Source organism: Microbacterium sp. 1154, from assembly GCF_031455375.1.
In the GTDB taxonomy this organism is placed as follows: domain Bacteria; phylum Actinomycetota; class Actinomycetes; order Actinomycetales; family Microbacteriaceae; genus Microbacterium.
Map to the genome: position 1 here is coordinate 1,510,808 of NZ_JAVDSN010000001.1, position 17,884 is coordinate 1,528,691.

The 17,884-nt window shown below is 71.1% G+C and carries 11 protein-coding genes; 8 read left to right on the top strand and 3 right to left on the bottom strand.

Annotated features, from left to right (window positions below; all coding sequences use genetic code 11):
• The first annotated feature begins 50 nt into the window (after window positions 1-50).
• From J2X55_RS06905 to J2X55_RS06915, 3 genes are read left to right on the top strand one after another with little or no spacing between them, the layout of a single operon-like run.
• A complete protein-coding gene (locus tag J2X55_RS06905; RefSeq protein WP_309822587.1) occupies window positions 51-1,352 on the top strand; it encodes a GNAT family N-acetyltransferase in 1,302 nt (433 codons plus the stop codon).
• A 36-nt stretch (window positions 1,353-1,388) separates the two neighbouring features.
• Window positions 1,389-3,899 (top strand): bifunctional lysylphosphatidylglycerol flippase/synthetase MprF, encoded by a 2,511-nt coding sequence (locus J2X55_RS06910; protein WP_115915625.1) that lies wholly within the window; start codon window positions 1,389-1,391, stop codon window positions 3,897-3,899.
• Window positions 3,896-5,197, top strand: a complete 1,302-nt coding sequence (locus tag J2X55_RS06915) for an esterase (protein WP_309822590.1) — start codon at window positions 3,896-3,898, stop codon at window positions 5,195-5,197. The genes J2X55_RS06910 and J2X55_RS06915 overlap by 4 nt, the downstream gene beginning before the upstream one ends.
• A 223-nt stretch (window positions 5,198-5,420) precedes the next feature.
• Here J2X55_RS06915 and J2X55_RS06920 read toward each other — a convergent pair whose 3' ends face one another.
• A complete protein-coding gene (locus tag J2X55_RS06920; protein WP_309822592.1) occupies window positions 5,421-9,110 on the bottom strand; it encodes a multifunctional oxoglutarate decarboxylase/oxoglutarate dehydrogenase thiamine pyrophosphate-binding subunit/dihydrolipoyllysine-residue succinyltransferase subunit in 3,690 nt (1,229 codons plus the stop codon).
• 137 nt (window positions 9,111-9,247) lie between these two features.
• Between J2X55_RS06920 and J2X55_RS06925 the strand changes: the two genes are divergently transcribed.
• Window positions 9,248-10,708, top strand: coding sequence for a GuaB1 family IMP dehydrogenase-related protein (locus J2X55_RS06925; protein WP_309822595.1), 1,461 nt, complete (start codon window positions 9,248-9,250; stop codon window positions 10,706-10,708).
• Here J2X55_RS06925 and J2X55_RS06930 read toward each other — a convergent pair.
• Entirely contained in the window at window positions 10,698-11,735 is a 1,038-nt protein-coding gene (locus J2X55_RS06930; RefSeq protein WP_309822597.1) for a glycoside hydrolase family 76 protein, read from the bottom strand. The two genes, J2X55_RS06925 and J2X55_RS06930, sit on opposite strands and share 11 nt — an antisense overlap.
• Before the next feature lie 157 nt (window positions 11,736-11,892).
• Between J2X55_RS06930 and J2X55_RS06935 the strand changes: the two genes are divergently transcribed.
• Window positions 11,893-13,236, top strand: coding sequence for a hemolysin family protein (locus J2X55_RS06935; protein ID WP_115915620.1), 1,344 nt, complete (start codon window positions 11,893-11,895; stop codon window positions 13,234-13,236).
• Window positions 13,233-14,288, top strand: coding sequence for a hemolysin family protein (locus tag J2X55_RS06940; protein WP_115915619.1), 1,056 nt, complete (start codon window positions 13,233-13,235; stop codon window positions 14,286-14,288). The genes J2X55_RS06935 and J2X55_RS06940 overlap by 4 nt, the downstream gene beginning before the upstream one ends.
• Window positions 14,289-14,500: 212 nt before the next feature.
• On the opposite strand, the gene J2X55_RS06945 is transcribed toward J2X55_RS06940, so the two are convergent.
• Complete coding sequence (locus J2X55_RS06945) at window positions 14,501-15,559, bottom strand: NADH:flavin oxidoreductase/NADH oxidase (protein WP_309822600.1); 1,059 nt, start codon at window positions 15,557-15,559, stop codon at window positions 14,501-14,503.
• A gap of 28 nt (window positions 15,560-15,587) precedes the next feature.
• Here J2X55_RS06945 and J2X55_RS06950 point away from each other — a divergent pair, with 28 nt between their 5' ends.
• Both J2X55_RS06950 and J2X55_RS06955 read left to right on the top strand, forming a co-directional pair.
• On the top strand, window positions 15,588-16,445 hold the full coding sequence (locus J2X55_RS06950; RefSeq protein WP_309822602.1) for an ADP/ATP-dependent (S)-NAD(P)H-hydrate dehydratase: 858 nt from the start codon (window positions 15,588-15,590) through the stop codon (window positions 16,443-16,445).
• Between the two features lie 86 nt (window positions 16,446-16,531).
• Window positions 16,532-17,839 carry a glycosyltransferase family 87 protein gene (locus J2X55_RS06955; RefSeq protein WP_309822604.1) on the top strand — a complete coding sequence of 436 codons (1,308 nt, stop codon included), beginning with the start codon at window positions 16,532-16,534 and terminating at the stop codon, window positions 17,837-17,839.
• Window positions 17,840-17,884 lie beyond the last annotated feature (45 nt).

A 17,884-nucleotide genomic window follows, 5' to 3' on the forward strand; every position in this document is an offset into this window, starting at 1 on the left:
GCGCGGGCACTCGCCCGCCGGATGTCGGACGTGATCTCTAGGCTGGGGTCATGGCATCCATCGACACTTTGACGCTGCCCCTCGACCAGACCTCCGCCGCCGACCTCGCAGCCGTCGGGCTCGAGTACGCGCGAGTGGATGCCGAGGGGGAGAGGTTCCGTCCCTTCCAGCGCGCGGTGTCCCGGGGGTTCCTCGGTGGCGAGTCCACCGACGCCGAGGCCGAGAACGCGCGGGAGACGCTCCGTACGCGGCGCCTCACGGCGGTCTACGACCGTCAGGGAACCGAGCCCGGGGTGCCCGTGGGCACGATCGACTCGTGGGCGTCCGAGCTCACGACCTCTCCCGGGCGCACGACGCCGCTGTGGTCCATCAGCGCCGTCACGGTGGCCGCGACGCATCGCCGTCGAGGCATCGCCCGCGCGATGATCGGCGGAGAGCTGCGCACCGCCGCGGCGGCGGGGTTCGCGATCGTGGGACTCACCGTCACCGAGGCCACCATCTACGGCCGGTGGGGATTCTCTCCCGCGGCGTGGGCGTCGGACGTCGTGGTCGACACGGGCCGCGCCCGTTGGACCGGTCCGACGGCACCCGGCCGGATCGACTTCGTTCCGCGGGAGACCGTGGTGGATCGTCTGAGAGCCGTACACGAGCGCGTGCGGGTGCAACGCCCCGGCTCGGTCCCCGGGTGGGACGGCCGGTGGCGCGGGGTGGCCGGTATCGCGCCCGGCGACAAGTCGGGCGAGAAGGTGCGCGCCGTCACCTACCGCACCGCCGACGGCGACGAGACGGGAATCCTCGTCTACGTGATCGACGAACGCGACGACTTCTCGTCTCACGATCTCGAGGTGCGCGCGATCTTCGCCGTCGACGGTGAGGCGTCGGCCGCCCTGTGGCGCTTCGCGCTCGAACACGACCTGGTCGGCCGGGTGAAGGCGTGGCTGCAGCCCGCCGTGCCCCCGGTGCAGTGGATGGTCGCCGATCGGCGTGCGGTGACGGCGACGCTCACCGACCACCACTGGCTGCGGATCCTCGACGTTCCCGGGGCCCTGGCCTCGCGCCGGTACGCCGCCGGGCTCGACGTCGTGCTCCGCGTCGCCGATCCGCTCGGATTCGCCGAGGGCACGTGGAGCCTGCGCATCGCGGCGGACGGCGAGGCACAGGTCGTGCCCGTGACGGACCGTCCGATCGACGTCGATCTGACCGTCGGCGCCCTGAGCTCACTGCTCCTCGGCGGTGTCCGCTCCACCGAGCTGGCGCTCGCGGGTCTCGTACGCGGTGAGGCCGGGGCCTTGGCATCCCTCGACCGGTCCTTCGCCCCGGACGTCGCGCCGCTCCTCGACATCTGGTACTGACGCCCGCTCATAGGAAGTGGCAATACGCTTTCGCCGATGTCCGATTCCGCCGCTCCTCCGGTCGCCGAAGGCCCCCCGTCTCGGCTGACCGTCGTCGGTGCTGCGCTGCGCCGGTACGTGTCCCGCAACCCCGTGGCGATCGTGGTCGCCGTGGTGGTCGTCGCGTCCGCGGCGGCGACCGGATCGCTCTGGGGCGAGGACGCGCTGGCGTGGGGAGCGGGGCCGCTGGCCACCTTCGGCAGCGGCCGGTGGTGGACCCTGCTGACGGCACTCGTGATCCCCGATTCGACGATCGACGCCCTCTCCTCGGTGCTGCTCGCCCTGACCGCCCTGGCCTCCGTCGAACGACTCGTCGGGTCGCGGCGCACGAGCGTGTTCCTGGTCCTGATCGGGCTGAGCGGGCTCGTCGTGGGCATCGGATTCCACGCGGCCGCCTGGACGATCACCGACCTCCGCCCGGTCGTCGCCGCCGAGGTGCCCGTGCTCGATCCGACCACCGCGATTGCGGGAGCCGTCATGGCGGGTTCGGCCTTCGCACCGACGCTGTGGCGCCGCCGCGTGCGACTGGTGGGCTTCGCCCTGCTGGCCCTGTTCGCGCTCTACGCCGGTGACGCGGACTCCTGGTACCGGCTCTCGGCCGCGGTCATCGGACTCGTCGTCGGCGCGGTCCTCGTGCGGGGCCGGGAGCGGCGTTCGTGGCACCGCAGCTCGACGCGCGAGACGCGCACCCTGCTCGCCCTGCTGGTCGCGGTCGTGGGCAGCGGGCCGATCGTCGCCCTGGTCAGCGGGGGAGGCCGGGGGCCGCTCTCGCTCGTCGTGGATGCGTACACGCAATACGACGACGAGCTCTTGTCGCAGTGCGGCCGGGTCGCCTCCTCGGTGTGCGACGAGCAGATCGCCCTGTTGATGACGCGGGGCGCGGGCCCCGCCCTTCTCGCGATCGTGCCCCTGGTCCTGCTGCTCGTGGCCGCGTGGGGCCTGCGACAGGGACGACGCTCGGCATGGATCGTCGCGGAGTTCGTGCTCGTGGCATCCGCGATCCTGCCCGTGATCTCTCTCCTCGACGGGCGCCTGCGGATCGACCCCTGGGTCGACGGCAGCGGCGCGGAGTACGTGCTGTGGGCGATCGCGACGATCGTGATCCCCCTCGTACTCGCCGCCGCGCTCGCCGTCGCCCGCGCCCGGTTCTCGGTCCGCGCGACCCGGCGGGCGGCGCGTGTCGTCGCCGCGGTGGTCTCCCTCGCCTTCCTGGCGTGCGCGACGACGCTGTTCGTCGTCGAGGCCATCGGTCATCGCGCGTTCGACCGCGACGTCTCGATCCTCGATCTCCTCGGTCTGACGCTCCGCCGTTTCCTGCCTCCCTCCTTCACCCACCCGGGCGGCTCGACGGCGTTCCCGCACAGCGGGCCGGCGCTGTTCGCCTACCAGTGGATCGGTGTGCTGTTCTGGGCGATCGTGGTCGCCGCGATCCTGTGGCTGTACCGCCGGTCGCGTCGCCCCGACACGGTCGACGACGGTCACTACCGTGAGCTGCTGCGGCGCGGGAGCGACACCCTGGGCTTCCTCGGCACCTGGGACGGAAACAGCCACTGGTACTCCGAGGATCGCGAGTGCGCGGTGGCCTACCGCCTGAGCGGGGACGTCGCCCTCGCCATCGGCGACCCCCTCGCCCCCGAGGGACGCCGCGTCGAGGCGCTCCGCGGTTTCACGGACTACTGCGTCGAGCACGGGTGGATCCCCGCCTTCTACAGCGTCCACGCCGACACCCTCGAGGACCTGGTCACCCTCGGGTGGAGGCACGTCCCGGTCGGGGTCGAGACGGTGATGGACCTGCCCGGCCTGACCTTCGCGGGCAAGACCTGGCAGAAGGTGCGGCAGCCGCTCACCCGCGCCGAGCGCGAGGGGTACACGGCCGTCTGGTCGCGGTGGCACGAATTGAGCGTCGGGCAGGCGTCGCAGGTGGTCGCGATCGACGAGGAATGGGTCGCCGACCGCGCGCTCCCCGAGATGGGCTTCACCCTCGGCTCGCTCGACGAGCTGCGAGACCGTGACGTCCGTCTGCTGCTCGCGGTGGGCCCCGACGGCAGGATCGAGGCGGTCACGAGCTGGATGCCGTCGTGGACCGCGGGCGAGATCACGGGGTGGACGCTCGATTTCATGCGTCGGCGTACCGACGGGCCGAACGGCATGATGGAGTTCCTCATCGCCAAGGCCGCCCTCGAGCTGCAGGCGGAAGGCGCGACGGTGCTCAGCCTGTCGGGGGCCCCTCTCGCCGACGATCCCGATGAGGCCGTCGACGGCGACCCGGCACCCCTTCGTGCGCTTCTCAGATGGCTCGCCGAGGTGCTCGAACCCGCCTACGGGTTCGCCTCCCTCTTCCGTTTCAAGGGCAAGTTCCGACCCCGGTACCGGTCCCTGGCGCTGGCCTACCGCGACCCGCTCGAACTCCCTTCGATCGGTGCCGCGGTGGGTCGCGCGTATCTGCCCGATGCCTCAGGCCGAGAGATGGTGGCACTGGCCCGAACCGCCTGGGAGGGCCGTCGGTGAACAAGTTCATCCTGTCGTTCGAGCTGATCGACAGCCCCATGCTGCTCATCAGCGCCGTCATCGCGGCGCTGTGTGTGGTCGCCGTCGCCGTGTGGCGTCCTCGTCGGCTCATCAGCACCCTGGTGATCGGTGTCGCGGCCGGGGTGGTCATGTTCATCGTGGCGAAGATCCTCGAGGCCATGGACACGTTCCAAGGCCCGCTGCCGGGGGCTGCCATCTGGTGGGCGTCGGGAGCGGTGGCGGCCGTCGCCATCGGCGTCGTCGGGATCTTCCGCCGGCCCTGGCCGCGTCGCGCGATCGGCGCCGTCGCCGTCATCGCCTCGCTCCTCGCCGGCATCCTGGGCGTGAACACCTCGTACGGCGTCACGCACAACCTGGCCGCGATCCTCGGCGTACAGGCGCTCGACCCCGCCTCACTGCCCCCGCAAGATGCGGTCTCCGGCGACCCGGCGACGCTCTACCAATCGTGGGAGCCCCCGGCGGACATGCCGTCGAAGGGCTCGGTCAGCGCTCTCACCGGCAGCACGAAGATCCCCACCGGTCAGTACGCGGCGCGCGACGCCTCGCTCTACCTGCCGCCGGCAGCCCAGGTCGCCGACCCTCCGGCCCTGCCGCTCCTGGTGTTCATGATGGGCCAGCCCGGATCGCCCGACCCGACGGCGCTGGCCAAGGCACTCGACGCCTTCGCCGCGAAGAACAAGGGTCTCGCACCCATCGCGATCGTCGTCGATCAGCTGACCGCCCCGGACCGCGACCCCACCTGCGTGGACTCCGCGAAGTACGGCGCCGTCGCGACCTACATCAACCAGCTCGTGCCGCAGTGGGCCGAGAAGAACCTGAACATCGTCACCGACCACAAGTACTGGACCATCGGCGGTTTCTCGAACGGCGGGTCGTGCGCGGCCCTTTACGGGGCGAAGTACCCCGACACCTGGGGTCAGATGCTCGACGTCATGGGCAATGAGTTCCCCGGGTCGGAGCACGTCGACCAGACCGTGAAGGACGTCTACAACGGAGACGCGAACGCCTTCCAGGCCAACAAGCCCGCGGTGGTCATGGCGGCCGCGGCCCCCGGTACCTACACCGGCCACACCGCCATCTTCACCTGGGGGAGCGAAGACAAGACGTACGGCCCCGGACAGCTCGCCAATTCGAAGGCGGCGGCGGCGGCGGGTTTCACGGTTCTGACGCACATCGTCGAGGGGGCCGGACACACCGGCGAGGCACTCGACGGCAGCCTGGCGTACGCCATTCCCGCCCTGGCTCCGACGCTGGGGTTGGCCGCGCCGGCATCCTGAGCTCCGGCACTCGACCGCGAAGGGGCACTGATCTCGGCGCCGTCCGACCGTCGAGGGTCACCGGTCCCCGCGCCGCCCGACCTTCCAGGGTCACCGGTCCCCGCGCCGCCTCGGGTCTGCGCGATCGCGCACGGTCCTGCGACTGCACGCGTGCCGATCCGTGTGGCGGAGTAGACGAAGGGCCCGACCGACATGAATGTCGACCGGGCCCTTCGTGGAAGGATCAGCGCGCGAGCGCCTCTTTCATGATCGCGGCGTGCTCGGCCGCGTGCACCTTCGGCGAACCGGTCGCGGTGGAAGCCGCGGCAGCACGGGAGATGCGACGGATCGAGCGGCCACCGAGCTGATCGGCGACCTCGAGGGCGATGAACGGCCACGCGCCCTGGTTCTCGGGCTCGTCCTGCACCCACACCAGCTCGGCGTTCGGGTACTGCGCCAGCACGCTGGTCAGTTCCTCGATCGGCGCCGGGTAGTACTGCTCGAGGCGCACGAGGGCGATCTCGGGGTTCGGGTTCTTGTCGAGCTCGGCCCGCAGATCCCAGTGGATCTTCCCCGCGTGGAGCAGGACGCGCGTGACGGCGCTCTTGTCGATCCCGCGGTTGTCGTCGAGCACCGGCTCGAAGCGACCCTCGAGGAAGTCCTCGACGGGGCTCGTCGCGCCACGCAGACGCAGCATCGCCTTCGGGGTGAAGACCACGAGGGGGCGACGGGGGCGCTGGTAGGCCTGACGGCGCAGCAGGTGGAAGTACGACGCGGGGGTCGAGGGGCGCGCGACGATCATGTTGTCCTGCGCGCACATCTGCAGGTAGCGCTCGATACGGGCCGACGAGTGGTCGGGGCCCTGGCCCTCGTAGCCGTGGGGGAGCAGCAGCACGACGCTCGACTGCTGCGCCCACTTCTGGTCGGCCGACGAGATGAACTCGTCGATGACGGACTGGGCGCCGTTGGCGAAGTCGCCGAACTGCGCCTCCCACAGCACCAGGGCGTCGGAGCGCTCGACCGAGTAGCCGTACTCGAACGCCATGGCGGCGTACTCGCTCAGCAGGGAGTCGTAGACCCAGAAGCGACCCTGGTTCTCGCTGAGGTTCGCGAGCGGCAGCCATTCCTGACCGTTGTCGCGGTCGTGGAGCACCGAGTGGCGCTGCACGAAGGTGCCGCGGCGTGAGTCCTGACCGGCGAGACGCACCGGGGTGCCCTCCATCAGCACTGAGCCGAATGCGAGCAGTTCGCCGAAGGCCCAGTCGATGTTGCCGTTGCGGCTCATGTCGTGGCGCTTCTCGAGCAGCTGCTGCAGCTTGGTGTGCACCGTGAAGCCGTCGGGCTTGTTCACGAAGGCGTCGCCGATGTGCTGGACGACCTCGCGCGAGACACCGGTGGTCTCGGGAGCGCCGACGGCCGGCTCTTCCGCCGCGTCGATGGTGACGACGGGGTTCGTGCCGGTCTCGGCCTCGTGCGTGTCGGCGAAGGCGACCTCGAGGCGGTTCTGGAAGTCCTGCTTCGCCTGCTCGTACTCGTCTTCGGTGATGTCACCACGGCCGACGAGCGATTCGGTGTACAGACGGCGCACCGACCGCTTGGCCTCGATGAGGTTCGTCATCAGCGGCTGGGTCATCGAGGGGTCGTCGCCCTCGTTGTGACCGCGGCGGCGGTAGCAGACGAGGTCGATCACGATGTCGCGGTGGAACTCCTCGCGATACATGAAGGCGAGCTCCGCGGCACGGACGACGGCCTCGGGGTCGTCGCCGTTCACGTGCAGGACCGGCGCCTGGATGGCCTTCGCGACGTCGGTGGCGTACACCGAGGTGCGGGCGTCGGTCGGCGTGGTGGTGAAGCCGACCTGGTTGTTCACCACGACGTGGATCGTGCCGCCCGTGCGGTAGCCGCGCAGCTGCGACATCTGCAGGGTCTCGACCACGACGCCCTGGCCCGCGAACGCGGCGTCGCCGTGCACGAGGATGGGCAGCCACGAGAACGTGCCGATGGGCTTGCGGTCCTGTTTGGCGCGGACGATGCCCTCGAGGACGCCGTCGACGGTCTCGAGGTGGGAGGGGTTGGCCGCCAGGTAGACGGGCAGCTCGTCGCCGGCGTCGCCGACGAAGGTGCCCTCGGTGCCCAGGTGGTACTTCACGTCGCCCGAGCCGCGCTTGCTGCCGATCGCGACCGCGCCCTCGAACTCACGGAATACGTGTCCGTAGGTCTTGCCGGCGATGTTGGTGAGCACGTTCAGGCGACCGCGGTGGGCCATGCCGATCGCGGCGCCGTCGAGGCCCGCCGAGGCGGCGCCCTGGAGGATCTGGTCGAGCAGGGGGATGAGCGACTCGCCGCCCTCGAGGCTGAAGCGCTTCTGGCCGACGTACTTGGTCTGCAGGAAGGTCTCGAAGGCCTCGGCCTGGTTCAGCTTCGACAGGATGCGCAGCTGCTCGTCGTGGCCGGGCTTGGTGTACTTGACCTCGACGTTGCGCTGGAACCACTGACGCTGGGCGGGGTCTTGGATGTGCATGTACTCGACGCCCATGGTCCGGCAGTACGAGTCACGCAGCACGCCCAGGATGTCGCGGAGCTTGGCGACGCGCTTGTTGCCGAGACCGCCGGTGACGAATTCGCGGTCGAGGTCCCAGAACGTGAGCCCGTGCGATTCGATCTCGAGGTCGGGGTGCGTGCGCTGGACGTACTCGAGCGGGTCGATGTCGGCCATGAGGTGGCCGCGCACGCGGAACGAGTTGATCAGCTCCTGCACGCGGGCGCTCTTGTCGATGCGCTCCGAGAGGTCGACGCTGATGTCCGCCGCCCAGTGGATGGGGGCGTAGGGGATGCGCAGGGCGGCGAAGATGTCGTCGTAGAAGCCGCGCTGCCCGATGAGCAGCTCGTGCACCTTCTTCAGGAACTCGCCGGAGCCGGCTCCCTGAATGACACGGTGGTCGTACGTGCTGGTGAGCGTGATCGTCTTGCCGATCGCCAACTCGTTCAGCGTCTTCTCGCTCGCGCCCATGAACTCGGCGGGGTAGTCGAGAGCTCCGGCGCCGATGATGGCACCCTGGCCGCGCATGAGGCGGGGGACCGAGTGGACCGTTCCGATGCCGCCGGGGTTGGTCAGCGAGACCGTGGTGCCCTGGAAGTCGGCCGGGGTGAGCTTGTTGTTACGGGCGCGGCGGACGAGGTCTTCGTATGAGGCGAGGAATTCGCCGAACGTCATCGTGTCGGCGCGCTTGATGCTCGGAACGAGCAGCGCGCGCGAGCCGTCGGGCTTGGGCATGTCGATCGCGATGCCCAGGTTGACGTGCGCGGGCGCCACGACCGAGGGCTTGCCGTCGACCTCGGCGTAGTAAACGTTCTGGCTGGGGAACTCTTTGAGCGCTTGGATCAGCGCCCACCCGATGAGGTGGGTGAAGCTCACCTTGCCGCCGCGCGTGCGCGACATGTGGTTGTTGATGACGATGCGGTTGTCGATCATCAGCTTGGCCGGGATCGTGCGCACGCTCGTCGCGGTGGGGACCGTGAGCGAGTCATCCATGTTGGATGCCAGGGCCTTCGGCATGCCCTTCAGGACCGTCACGCGGTCTTCCTCGGTGCTCTCGGCCGCCGCGGACGGAACCGCGTTCGGCGCCTGAGCCGGGATGGGCTGCGGCTTGGCCGGCTTCGCGGTGGTGCGGGCGACGGGTGCCTGCCCGACCACGGGGATCGGCGCCGTCACCGGCTTGGGCTCGGACCCCGCCGACGCCTGCGGCGCGGAGGGCGGGGGAGCGGCGGAGGATCCGTCGACGACCGGGTGGTACGCCTCCAGGATCGGCCACCAGGCCTTGTCTACGGAGTGCTTGTCGGCTTTGAACTGTTCGTAGAGTTCGTCTACGAGCCACTCGTTCGCGCCGAACTCGCCCTCGCTCGAAGTACCGACGCCCGTCACCTGGCTCGACACAGTCGATCGCCTGCTTTCCTCGATGAAGATTCCTGTGGATACGCGCACGTCGCCGTGCTGCGGAGATTCCAGCCTAGCCGAGGAATCTGGACGCCCTTCGGGTCTTTACATTCCCCTGATGTGGTGAGGTGGATGCCATGGAGTTCTCCGGCGCGCTACCCGATGTCGACCTGACGTACTCGGACGTCTTCCTCGTCCCCCGCCACTCCGAGGTGCGCAGCCGCCTCGACGTGGATCTCGCCCCCGCGGACGGCAGCGGTGCGACCATCCCGCTGGTCTCGGCGAACATGAACTCGGTCACCGGGACGCGGCTCGCGGCGACCCTGGCGCGCCGCGGCGGCCTCGGCGTCCTGCCGCAGGACATCGCGCTCGACGACCTGGTCGAGGCCGTGTCGTGGGTGAAGGCGCAGCCCGCGTCGTGGGACACGCCGCTGATCCTTCCGCCCGAGGCCACGGTCGCCGACGCGCGGCGCATCCTCCCCGCCGTTCCGGGCCGCGGAATCGTCGTCGCGACCCCTCGCGGAGACGGTGCCGTCGTCTTCTCCGACGTGCGCGGTATCGTGCCCGCCGGACGCCTGGCCACGGCCCTCCCCGACGCGACCCTCGGCGACATCGCGCGCCGCGACGCCGAGCCCATCGAGGCGGCCGACGTGCACGATCCCCGCGCGGTCTTCGCGCGGATCGAGGCCGCGGGCGTCGACATCGTCCCGGTCGTCGACGGCGACCGCCTCGTCGGAACGCTCTCGGCGCGCAGCGCCCTCCGCGCATCCGTCTACCGACCGGGCGTCGACGCCCAGGGGCGCCTCATCGTGGCCGCCGCGGTCGGTGTGAACGGAGACGTCGCCACCAAGGCACGTGCGCTCGCCGACGCCGGTGTCGACGTCCTCGTCGTCGACACCGCGCACGGGCACCAGGCCCAGATGCTCCGGGCGCTTCGGGCGGTGGCCGCTCTCGACCTCGGCATCCCGATCGCCGCCGGCAACGTGGTGACCGCCGAGGGCGTCGCCGACCTCGCCGACGCGGGCGCGACGATCCTCAAGGTCGGGGTGGGTCCGGGTGCGATGTGCACGACCCGCATGATGACCGCCGTCGGTCGGCCGCAGTTCTCGGCCGTGCTCGAGACCGCCGAGGCCGCGCGGAGCGTCGGCGCGCACGTCTGGGCCGACGGCGGGGTGCGCTACCCCCGCGACGTGGCCCTGGCGCTCGCCGCGGGCGCGGCATCGGTCATGGTCGGCTCGTGGTTCGCGGGGACGATCGAGGCCCCGGGCGAACTGCTCACCGATGCCGGTGGCCGCATCTACAAGGAATCGTGGGGCATGGCGTCGACGAAGGCGGTGCAGGGGCGCTTCGGTGGACTCGACCCCTTCGAGCGCGCCCGCAAGGAGCTGTTCGCCGAGGGCATCTCGTCGTCGCGCATCTACCTCGATCCGCAGCGACCCGGCCTGGAAGACCTGCTCGACATGATCACCTCGGGCGTCCGCTCGTCGTTCACGTACGCCGGGGCGGCGACCGTCGCCGAGTTCCACGAGCGTGCGCGCGTCGGCCTGCAGTCGGCGGCCGGCTACGACGAGGGCAAGGCGCTGCCGGTCAGCTGGTGATCGCGCGCTCGAGGCCGGCCGCGGCCTCGAGCGTGATCCAGGCGCCCAGCTGGACGGACAGGTCCAGGTCGTCGCCCTCCGCGCGCGCGGGTCGACGCGGGTCCGCCGCGAAGAGTCCGTTGCGGCGCCCGGCCCACAGCGCGTCGGCGTTTCGTTCCACGAGGCGCCGAGCCGTCCGCGCGACGTCGTGACCCTCGGCATCCGTCCCCGTCGCGAGATCCCTCGCCGCCTGCGTGAGATAGCGGGCCAGGATGCCGGCGAACAGTCCGCCGTCACCCCCTCCGGCCGCCGGGAAGAGGCCGTCGTCGCCGGCGCACCACCGCTCGACGGCCCGCACCAGCGCCCGGGCGCGTTCGACGTGCGCCCGAGCGGCGTGCGTCGGATCGGCGAGGGCGGGCTCGGCGAGCATCAGCTCGAGTCCGATCACGGCGCCCTGGTTGTACGTCCACAGCTCGGACCGTGTCACCCCGTGCTCGATGCCGTCGCGCACCAGGTGCGTCGTGGGCTCGTCGAGGACGGATGCCATCCACGCGGCCAGACCCGCCGCCTCGGCGCGTCGACCGGTCAGCGCGAGAACCATGCCACCCGGGGCGTTCGCGGGGGCGTTGTACAGCTCGCTGCCCACGCTCCAGGGGAGGGCCCCCACCGACGGGTCCACGGCATCCGCGAGGATCCGAGCGATCTTGCGCAGCGCACGGGGATGCCGCCCGCTCTGCGCGAGGGCGAGCCCCATCCAGGCGATGTCGTCGTAGAAGGGCGTCGTCCAGCGGCCGATCGTGCGCAGCGTCACCCCGCGCGCCACGCGGCGGATGAGGCGCCGACGACGCGCGTCGGGCCGGTGGGTCTCGGCGTCGGCGAGGACGTGGAGCAGGTGCGCGTGCCACCAGTAGTGCCACATCCGGGGGTTCTCCCGGCCGGCGACCGCGGCGTGCGCCCACGCCACCGGGCCGTAACGGTGGAGGTAGCGGTCGAGCACCGCGCGCTCCGCGGCGGCGGCGCGCTGCTGCGCCGGGGTGTCGGCATCCATCAGGCCATCCTCCCCAGTGCGGACGGACCTGTGCGAGACGGGTGCCGAGGGGCTGCTGCTGCAATAGAATCGTCCGCACGATGGACGACCCTCCCAGTTGTAGACCCAGGCCCCAACGACCCTCTCCCGCCGAGCGATCGAGCGGGGGTGATGCCTGATGGATTACGTCATGCTGGTTGTGGGGCTCGTTCTCACCGTGGGGACCGGACTCTTCGTCGCGAGCGAGTTCGCCCTCGTCAACCTCGACCGTGCCGACCTCGAATCGCGTCGCGCCGCCGGGGAGTCCCGGCTGTCGCTGACGATCGACGCCCTGCGCATCACGTCGACGCACCTGTCGAGCGCGCAGCTCGGCATCACGCTCACGACGCTGCTCACCGGTTACACGATGGAGCCGGCGATCTCGAACCTGCTGCGCCCGGTGTTCCAAGCCTGGGGCCTGCCCGAGGCGCTCACCGTCACCCTGGCCGCCGTCATCGGCGTCGGCTTCGCGACGGTGCTGTCGATGATCCTCGGAGAGCTCGTCCCCAAGAACTTCGCTCTGGCCATCCCGCGCCAGACGGGCAAGCTCGTCATGCCCTTCCAGGTCGCGTTCACCGCGGTGTTCAAGCCCGCGATCGTCGTCCTGAACGGCAGCGCCAACGGCGTGCTCCGCGCCATGGGGGTCGAGCCCAAGGAGGAGTTGTCGGGCGCGCGCTCCGCCGAAGAGCTGTCGAGCCTCGTCAAGCGGTCGGCCAGTGCGGGCATGCTCGAGAAGGACACGGCATCCCTCCTCGACCGCAGCCTCACGTTCGCGCGCCTCAGCGCCGCCGACGTCATGACCCCGCGCCCGAGCGTACACGCGCTCGCGGCGGGCGACCCCGCCGACGACGTGGTGCAGCTGGCCCGTCGCACCGGTCACAGCCGCTTCCCCGTGTACGGCGAGTCGATGGACGACATCGTCGGCGTCGTGCACCTCAAGGCCGCGATCGGCGTGCCGCGTGAGAAGCGCGGCGAGGTGCCCGTCGCCGCCCTGTCGACGGAGCCGCTGCGCGTGCCCGAGACCGTCCACCTCGACGCCCTCGTCTCGGAGCTGCGCTCGCGGGGCTACCAGATGGCGATCGTCATCGACGAGTACGGCGGAACGGCCGGAGTCGTGACCCTCGAGGACCTCGTCGAAGAGATCGTGGGCGAGGTGCTCGACGAGCACGACCGTTCCCGCGCCGGCGTCGTGCGCTCCGCCGCGTTCGTCACGTTCCCGGGCGACCTGCGGCCCGACGAGGCGCTCGATCGCGCGGGGGTGCGCGTCCCCGAGGGAGAGGTCTACGACACGGTGGGCGGCTACATCATGGCGGCGCTCGAGCGCATCCCCGTCGTGGGCGACACCGTCGACGTCGAGGACGGCCGGCTCGCCGTGCAGCGCATGGACGGCCGTCGCGTCGATCGCGTGCAGTTCACCCCGACCCCGATCGAGCAGGACGTCGACGACCTCGTCCGCGCGGCGAAGGGCGGTGACCAGCGATGAGCGACTGGGCCGGAATCGCCTGGCTGGTGGTCTTGCTGGCCGCCAACGCCTTCTTCGTCGGCGCGGAGTTCGCCGTCATCTCGGCGCGCCGCTCGCAGATCGAGCCGCACGCCGACCGCGGCTCGCGCGCGGCCAAGACCGCGCTGTACGCGATGGAGCACGCGACGCTCATGCTGGCCACCTGCCAGCTGGGCATCACGATCTGCTCGCTGCTGATCCTGAACGTCTCGGAGCCGGCGATCCACCACCTGCTCGCGGGCCCCCTGGGGCTGACCGGTATCCCCGAGGCGGCGGTCGACGTCGTCGGCTTCGTCGTGGCGCTGCTGGTGGTGTCGTACCTGCACGTCGTGTTCGGCGAGATGGTGCCGAAGAACCTCGCGTTCTCGCTGCCGGATCGCGCCGTCCTCATGCTGGCTCCGCCGCTGGTGGCCGTCTCGAAGGCGTTCCACCCGATCATCGTGGCGCTCAACTGGACCGCGAACCACGTGCTGCGCCTGTTCCGCGTCGAGCCGAAGGACGAGGCCGCCTCGACCTACACGCTCGACGAGGTCGCCACGATCGTCACGCAGTCGCGTCGCGAGGGCGTTCTCGACGACTCGGCCGGGACGGTCACCGCCGTGGTGGAGTTCACCGAGAAGAAGGCCGCCGACATCGCGGTGCCCGTGAGCGCCCTGGTGACGCTGCCCGAGACGACCACGCCGGCCGAGATCGAGCGGGCCGTCGCCCAGCACGGCTACTCGCGCTACGTGATCGTCGACGAGACGGGGCACCCCACCGGATACGTGCACCTCAAGGACGTGCTCCGCGCGGCGGAGGGATCGGATGCCGACATGGTCCGCCCCATCCCGAGCAAGCGCGTGCACCACATGGTGTCGATGCTCGAGACCACCGATCTCGAGGACGCCCTCGCCCTGATGCGCCGCTCCGGCCGCCACCTCGCGCAGGTGCGCGACGACAGCGGCGACGTGCAGTCGATCCTCTTCCTCGAGGACGTCATCGAAGAGCTCGTCGGCGAGGTGCAGGACGCCACCGAGCGTCGTCGCTTCGTCTGAATACACGACACCGGATGCCACGGAGCCCCGGCTCCGCGGCATCCGGTGTCTTCGTGTGAGGTCGCGCGGGTGCGAGCGGCCGGTGCGGCGCGAGACCCCGTGACCGTGCCCACAGCACCCGTCGTGGCACGTGCCGTGGGCGAGATCACGTGATCCGGCCCCTGTGGTGGGCGGTGCGGCGCGAGATCACGTGACCGGGATCGGGGCGGTGCTCAATAGGCGCGGAGGTACTGCGCGGGGGCGGGGGAGTCCGCACCGAGAGCGGCCGCGGCGCGCAGCGCGTAGTGCGGGTCGCGGAGCCACTCGCGGCCCGACATGATCGCGTCGGCGCGGCCGTCGGCGAGGATCTGCTCGCCGAACGTGGGGTCGTCGATCATGCCGACCGCGCTGACCAGCAGCCCCGTCTCGCGGCGCACGGTGTCGGCGTAGTCCACCTGATAGCCGGGGCCGGGCACGATGCGCTGCTCGGGGACGAGACCGCCGCTGGAGACGTCGATGAGGTCGGCGCCCGCCTCGGCGACGAGGCGCGCCGCGGCCACCGTGTCGGACACGTCCCAGCCGCCCTCGGCGGCGTCGGTCGCCGAGAAGCGCACGAACACGGCGGCATTTCCGGCGGCTTCGCGGACGGCCTCGGTCACGCGGACGAGCAGGCGCACACGGGTCTCGAACGACCCGCCGTACTCGTCCTCGCGGTGGTTGGTGAGGGGCGAGACGAACTGGTGCAGCAGGTAGCCGTGTGCGGCGTGCACCTCGACGACCTGGAATCCGGCGCGCACGGCCCGGCGGGTGGCATCCGCAAAGTCGGTGACGACCTTCTCGATCCCCGCGGGATCGAGGGCGACGGGAGCGGCGAAGCTGTCGTAGGCCAGCGCCGAGGGAGCGACGGTCGTCCAGCCGCCGTCGGCGGGAGCGATCGTCCCGCGGCCGCCGGTGAGGGGAGAGGTGGTCGAGGCCTTGCGCCCGGCGTGGCCGAGCTGCACCCCGGCGACGGCTCCGCGCGAGCGGATCGCGGCGACGATCGCGGCCCACGCCTCGGCCTGCTCGTCGGTCCAGATGCCGGCGTCCTCGGGCGAGATGCGGCCCTCGGGCGAGACGGCCGTCGCCTCGGCGATCACCAGGCCGGCACCGCCCGCGGCGAACTGCGCGAGGTGCACGTGGTGCCAGTCGTTCGGAACGCCCTCGATCGCGCTGTATTGGCACATGGGAGAGACCCAGAGGCGGTTGCGCACCTCGGTACCGCGGATGGACAGGGGTGTGAAGAGGGCACTCATGAGGACCTTTGCGTTCTAGGGTGACGCCATGACGGCGAAGGACTTCAGCGGGCACGACGTCGCCCGCGCACTGCGGAAGCCAACGGCGGACGACGACAAGTATTCCCGGGGTGTGGTCGGGCTGCGGACCGGCTCGGCCCGGTACCCGGGCGCCGCGGTGCTCGGCGTCGAGGCCGCATGGCGCACCGGGACCGGGATGGTCCGATACCTGGGCCCCGCGCGCGCTCAGGATCTCGTGCTGCAGCGTCGCCCCGAGACCGTGACGGCCGACGGGCGCGTGCAGGCCTGGGTGATGGGATCGGGAACGGATGCCGCCGAGCGCGACGCGGCCGAGACCGCGGCGCTGCGCGGCATCCTGTCGGGGGAGGTCCCCGTGGTCGTCGACGCGGGTGCGCTCGATCTGGTCCCCGGAGCGACGGCCCCCGTGATCGTCACGCCCCACGCGCGAGAGCTGGACCGATTGCGAAGCGCTCTCGGCATGCCGACGGCGGATGCCCGCGACGACGACGCACGCGAGGCGGCGGCGCGAGAGACGGCCGAGGCGTTCGGCGGAGTCGTGCTGTCGAAGGGCGCGGTCACGATCGTCGCGGCAGCCGGTGGCTGGGTCCGTCGCGTCTCGGCGGGAACGCCGTGGCTCGCGACGGCGGGCACCGGCGACGTGCTCGGCGGGGTGCTCGGGGCCGTGCTGGCCGGATCGGTGGCCGCCGGCCGCGACGGCGTGGACGATCTGGCCGCCGCGGCCGCCGCGGCCGCGTGGCTGCACGGAAGGGCCGGGCGGGTGGCATCCCTCGCCCGGGGAGATGGCGGGGGCCCGATCACCGCGCTCGATGTCGCCGAGGCTCTCCCGGGAGTCGTGGCCGCCGTGTTGCGGGACTCGATCGCGTAACGGTTCGCCCCGAGAGGCCCCGCGACGGCGGGGGTGCGTCCGACGCCCGTCCGGGTCGGCGGGCGCAGCCCGCTTAGGATGAGGCGGTGTTGAGGCGTGTCGTTCCCCTGTTGGTCGCGTTCGTCGCCGTGCACGTCGTGGTGGGGATCCTGGGCTATCAGCAGCCCAACGAACCCATGGGCGACGTGTACCTGGTGTACGAACCCTGGTCGCGGTGCGCCCTCTTCGGCGGCATCGATGTGACCTCGTGCACGCGCAGCGACGTGTGGGCCTGGCCGGGCATCACCGAGAAGTGGATCTACCCGCAGCTGGCGTTCCTGCCCATGACGTTCGCGTGGGTCTTCGCCTGGGCCGTCGGCTACACACCGGCCTGGGTGATCACCGTGGCGCTGTTCAACCTCGTCGCCTTCGTCGTGCTGGTCGGCAAGGGGCGCTCGACGGGTCGCGTGCTCGCGGCCTGGTTCTGGCTCGCCGCGATCCTGCTGATCGGGCCCGTGGGCCTGTACCGCATCGACGGCATCACGGTGCCGTTTGCGATCCTCGGCAGCATCTGGATGCTGCGGCGCCCGTTCGTGGCATCCCTGCTGCTCTCGATCTCGGTGTGGATGAAGGTCTGGCCCGCCGCGATCCTCGCCGCCGGTCTCATCGTCGTGCGCCGACGGCTGGCGCTCGTGTGGGGAGCCGTCGCGGTGTCGCTCGCGACGATCATCCCCGTGGTGGCCCTGGGCGGCGCGCCCTACGTCTTCGGATTCGTCGGCGACCAGACCTCGCGCGGCATCCAGATGGAGGCCCCCGTCGGCGGCCTGTACATGTTCCTCGCCGCGTTCTACGTGCCCGGCAGCGAGGTGTACTACGACGGAGGCGTGCTCACCTTCCAGGTGACCGGTCCGGGCGCCGAGCCCCTCATTGCCGCGATGACGCCGATCATGCTGCTCACGATGGTCGCCGTCGCGATCGTCGGTGTCGTCAAGATGCGCCGCGGGGCGACCTTCCTCTCGCTGTTCCCGCCGCTGAGCCTGGCGCTGGTGACGGCGTTCATCGCGCTGAACAAGGTCGGGTCGCCGCAGTACTACGTGTGGCTGTTCGCCCCCGTCGTGCTCGGGCTCATGATCGACCGCCGTCGCTGGTACGGCTTCGCCGGGATGACCCTCGTGATCGCCGCTCTCACGCAGTGGATGTACCCGCTGCTGTACGACGGACTCATGGCGACGCACCCGAACCCCTTCCCCGTGGTGGTGCTCGAGGCGCGCAACCTGCTCGCGCTCGTCCTGCTGGTGTGGGCGATCGTGCGCGTCGTGCGCGTTCCCACGGGGCGCGTGCGCCCGCCGGCGGGGCTGCGCGAGATCGTGACGGGGCGCCGACCGATCCCGGCCCGCGTTCCGACCGGGCGCTGACCGCGGTCTCCCCGTTCCGCGCCGCGGGGCGGGGACGTAGTGTCG

Bases quoted from the DNA above. Each gene is read 5' to 3' on its own strand.
- J2X55_RS06935 (WP_115915620.1), top strand. From the start codon at position 11,893: ATGGATTACGTCATGCTGGTTGTGGGGCTCGTTCTCACCGTGGGGACC.
- J2X55_RS06940 (WP_115915619.1), top strand. From the start codon at position 13,233: ATGAGCGACTGGGCCGGAATCGCCTGGCTGGTGGTCTTGCTGGCCGCC.
- J2X55_RS06925 (WP_309822595.1), top strand. From the start codon at position 9,248: ATGGAGTTCTCCGGCGCGCTACCCGATGTCGACCTGACGTACTCGGAC.
- J2X55_RS06945 (WP_309822600.1), bottom strand. From the start codon at position 15,559: ATGAGTGCCCTCTTCACACCCCTGTCCATCCGCGGTACCGAGGTGCGC.
- J2X55_RS06910 (WP_115915625.1), top strand. From the start codon at position 1,389: ATGTCCGATTCCGCCGCTCCTCCGGTCGCCGAAGGCCCCCCGTCTCGG.
- J2X55_RS06930 (WP_309822597.1), bottom strand. From the start codon at position 11,735: ATGGATGCCGACACCCCGGCGCAGCAGCGCGCCGCCGCCGCGGAGCGC.
- J2X55_RS06950 (WP_309822602.1), top strand. From the start codon at position 15,588: ATGACGGCGAAGGACTTCAGCGGGCACGACGTCGCCCGCGCACTGCGG.
- J2X55_RS06905 (WP_309822587.1), top strand. From the start codon at position 51: ATGGCATCCATCGACACTTTGACGCTGCCCCTCGACCAGACCTCCGCC.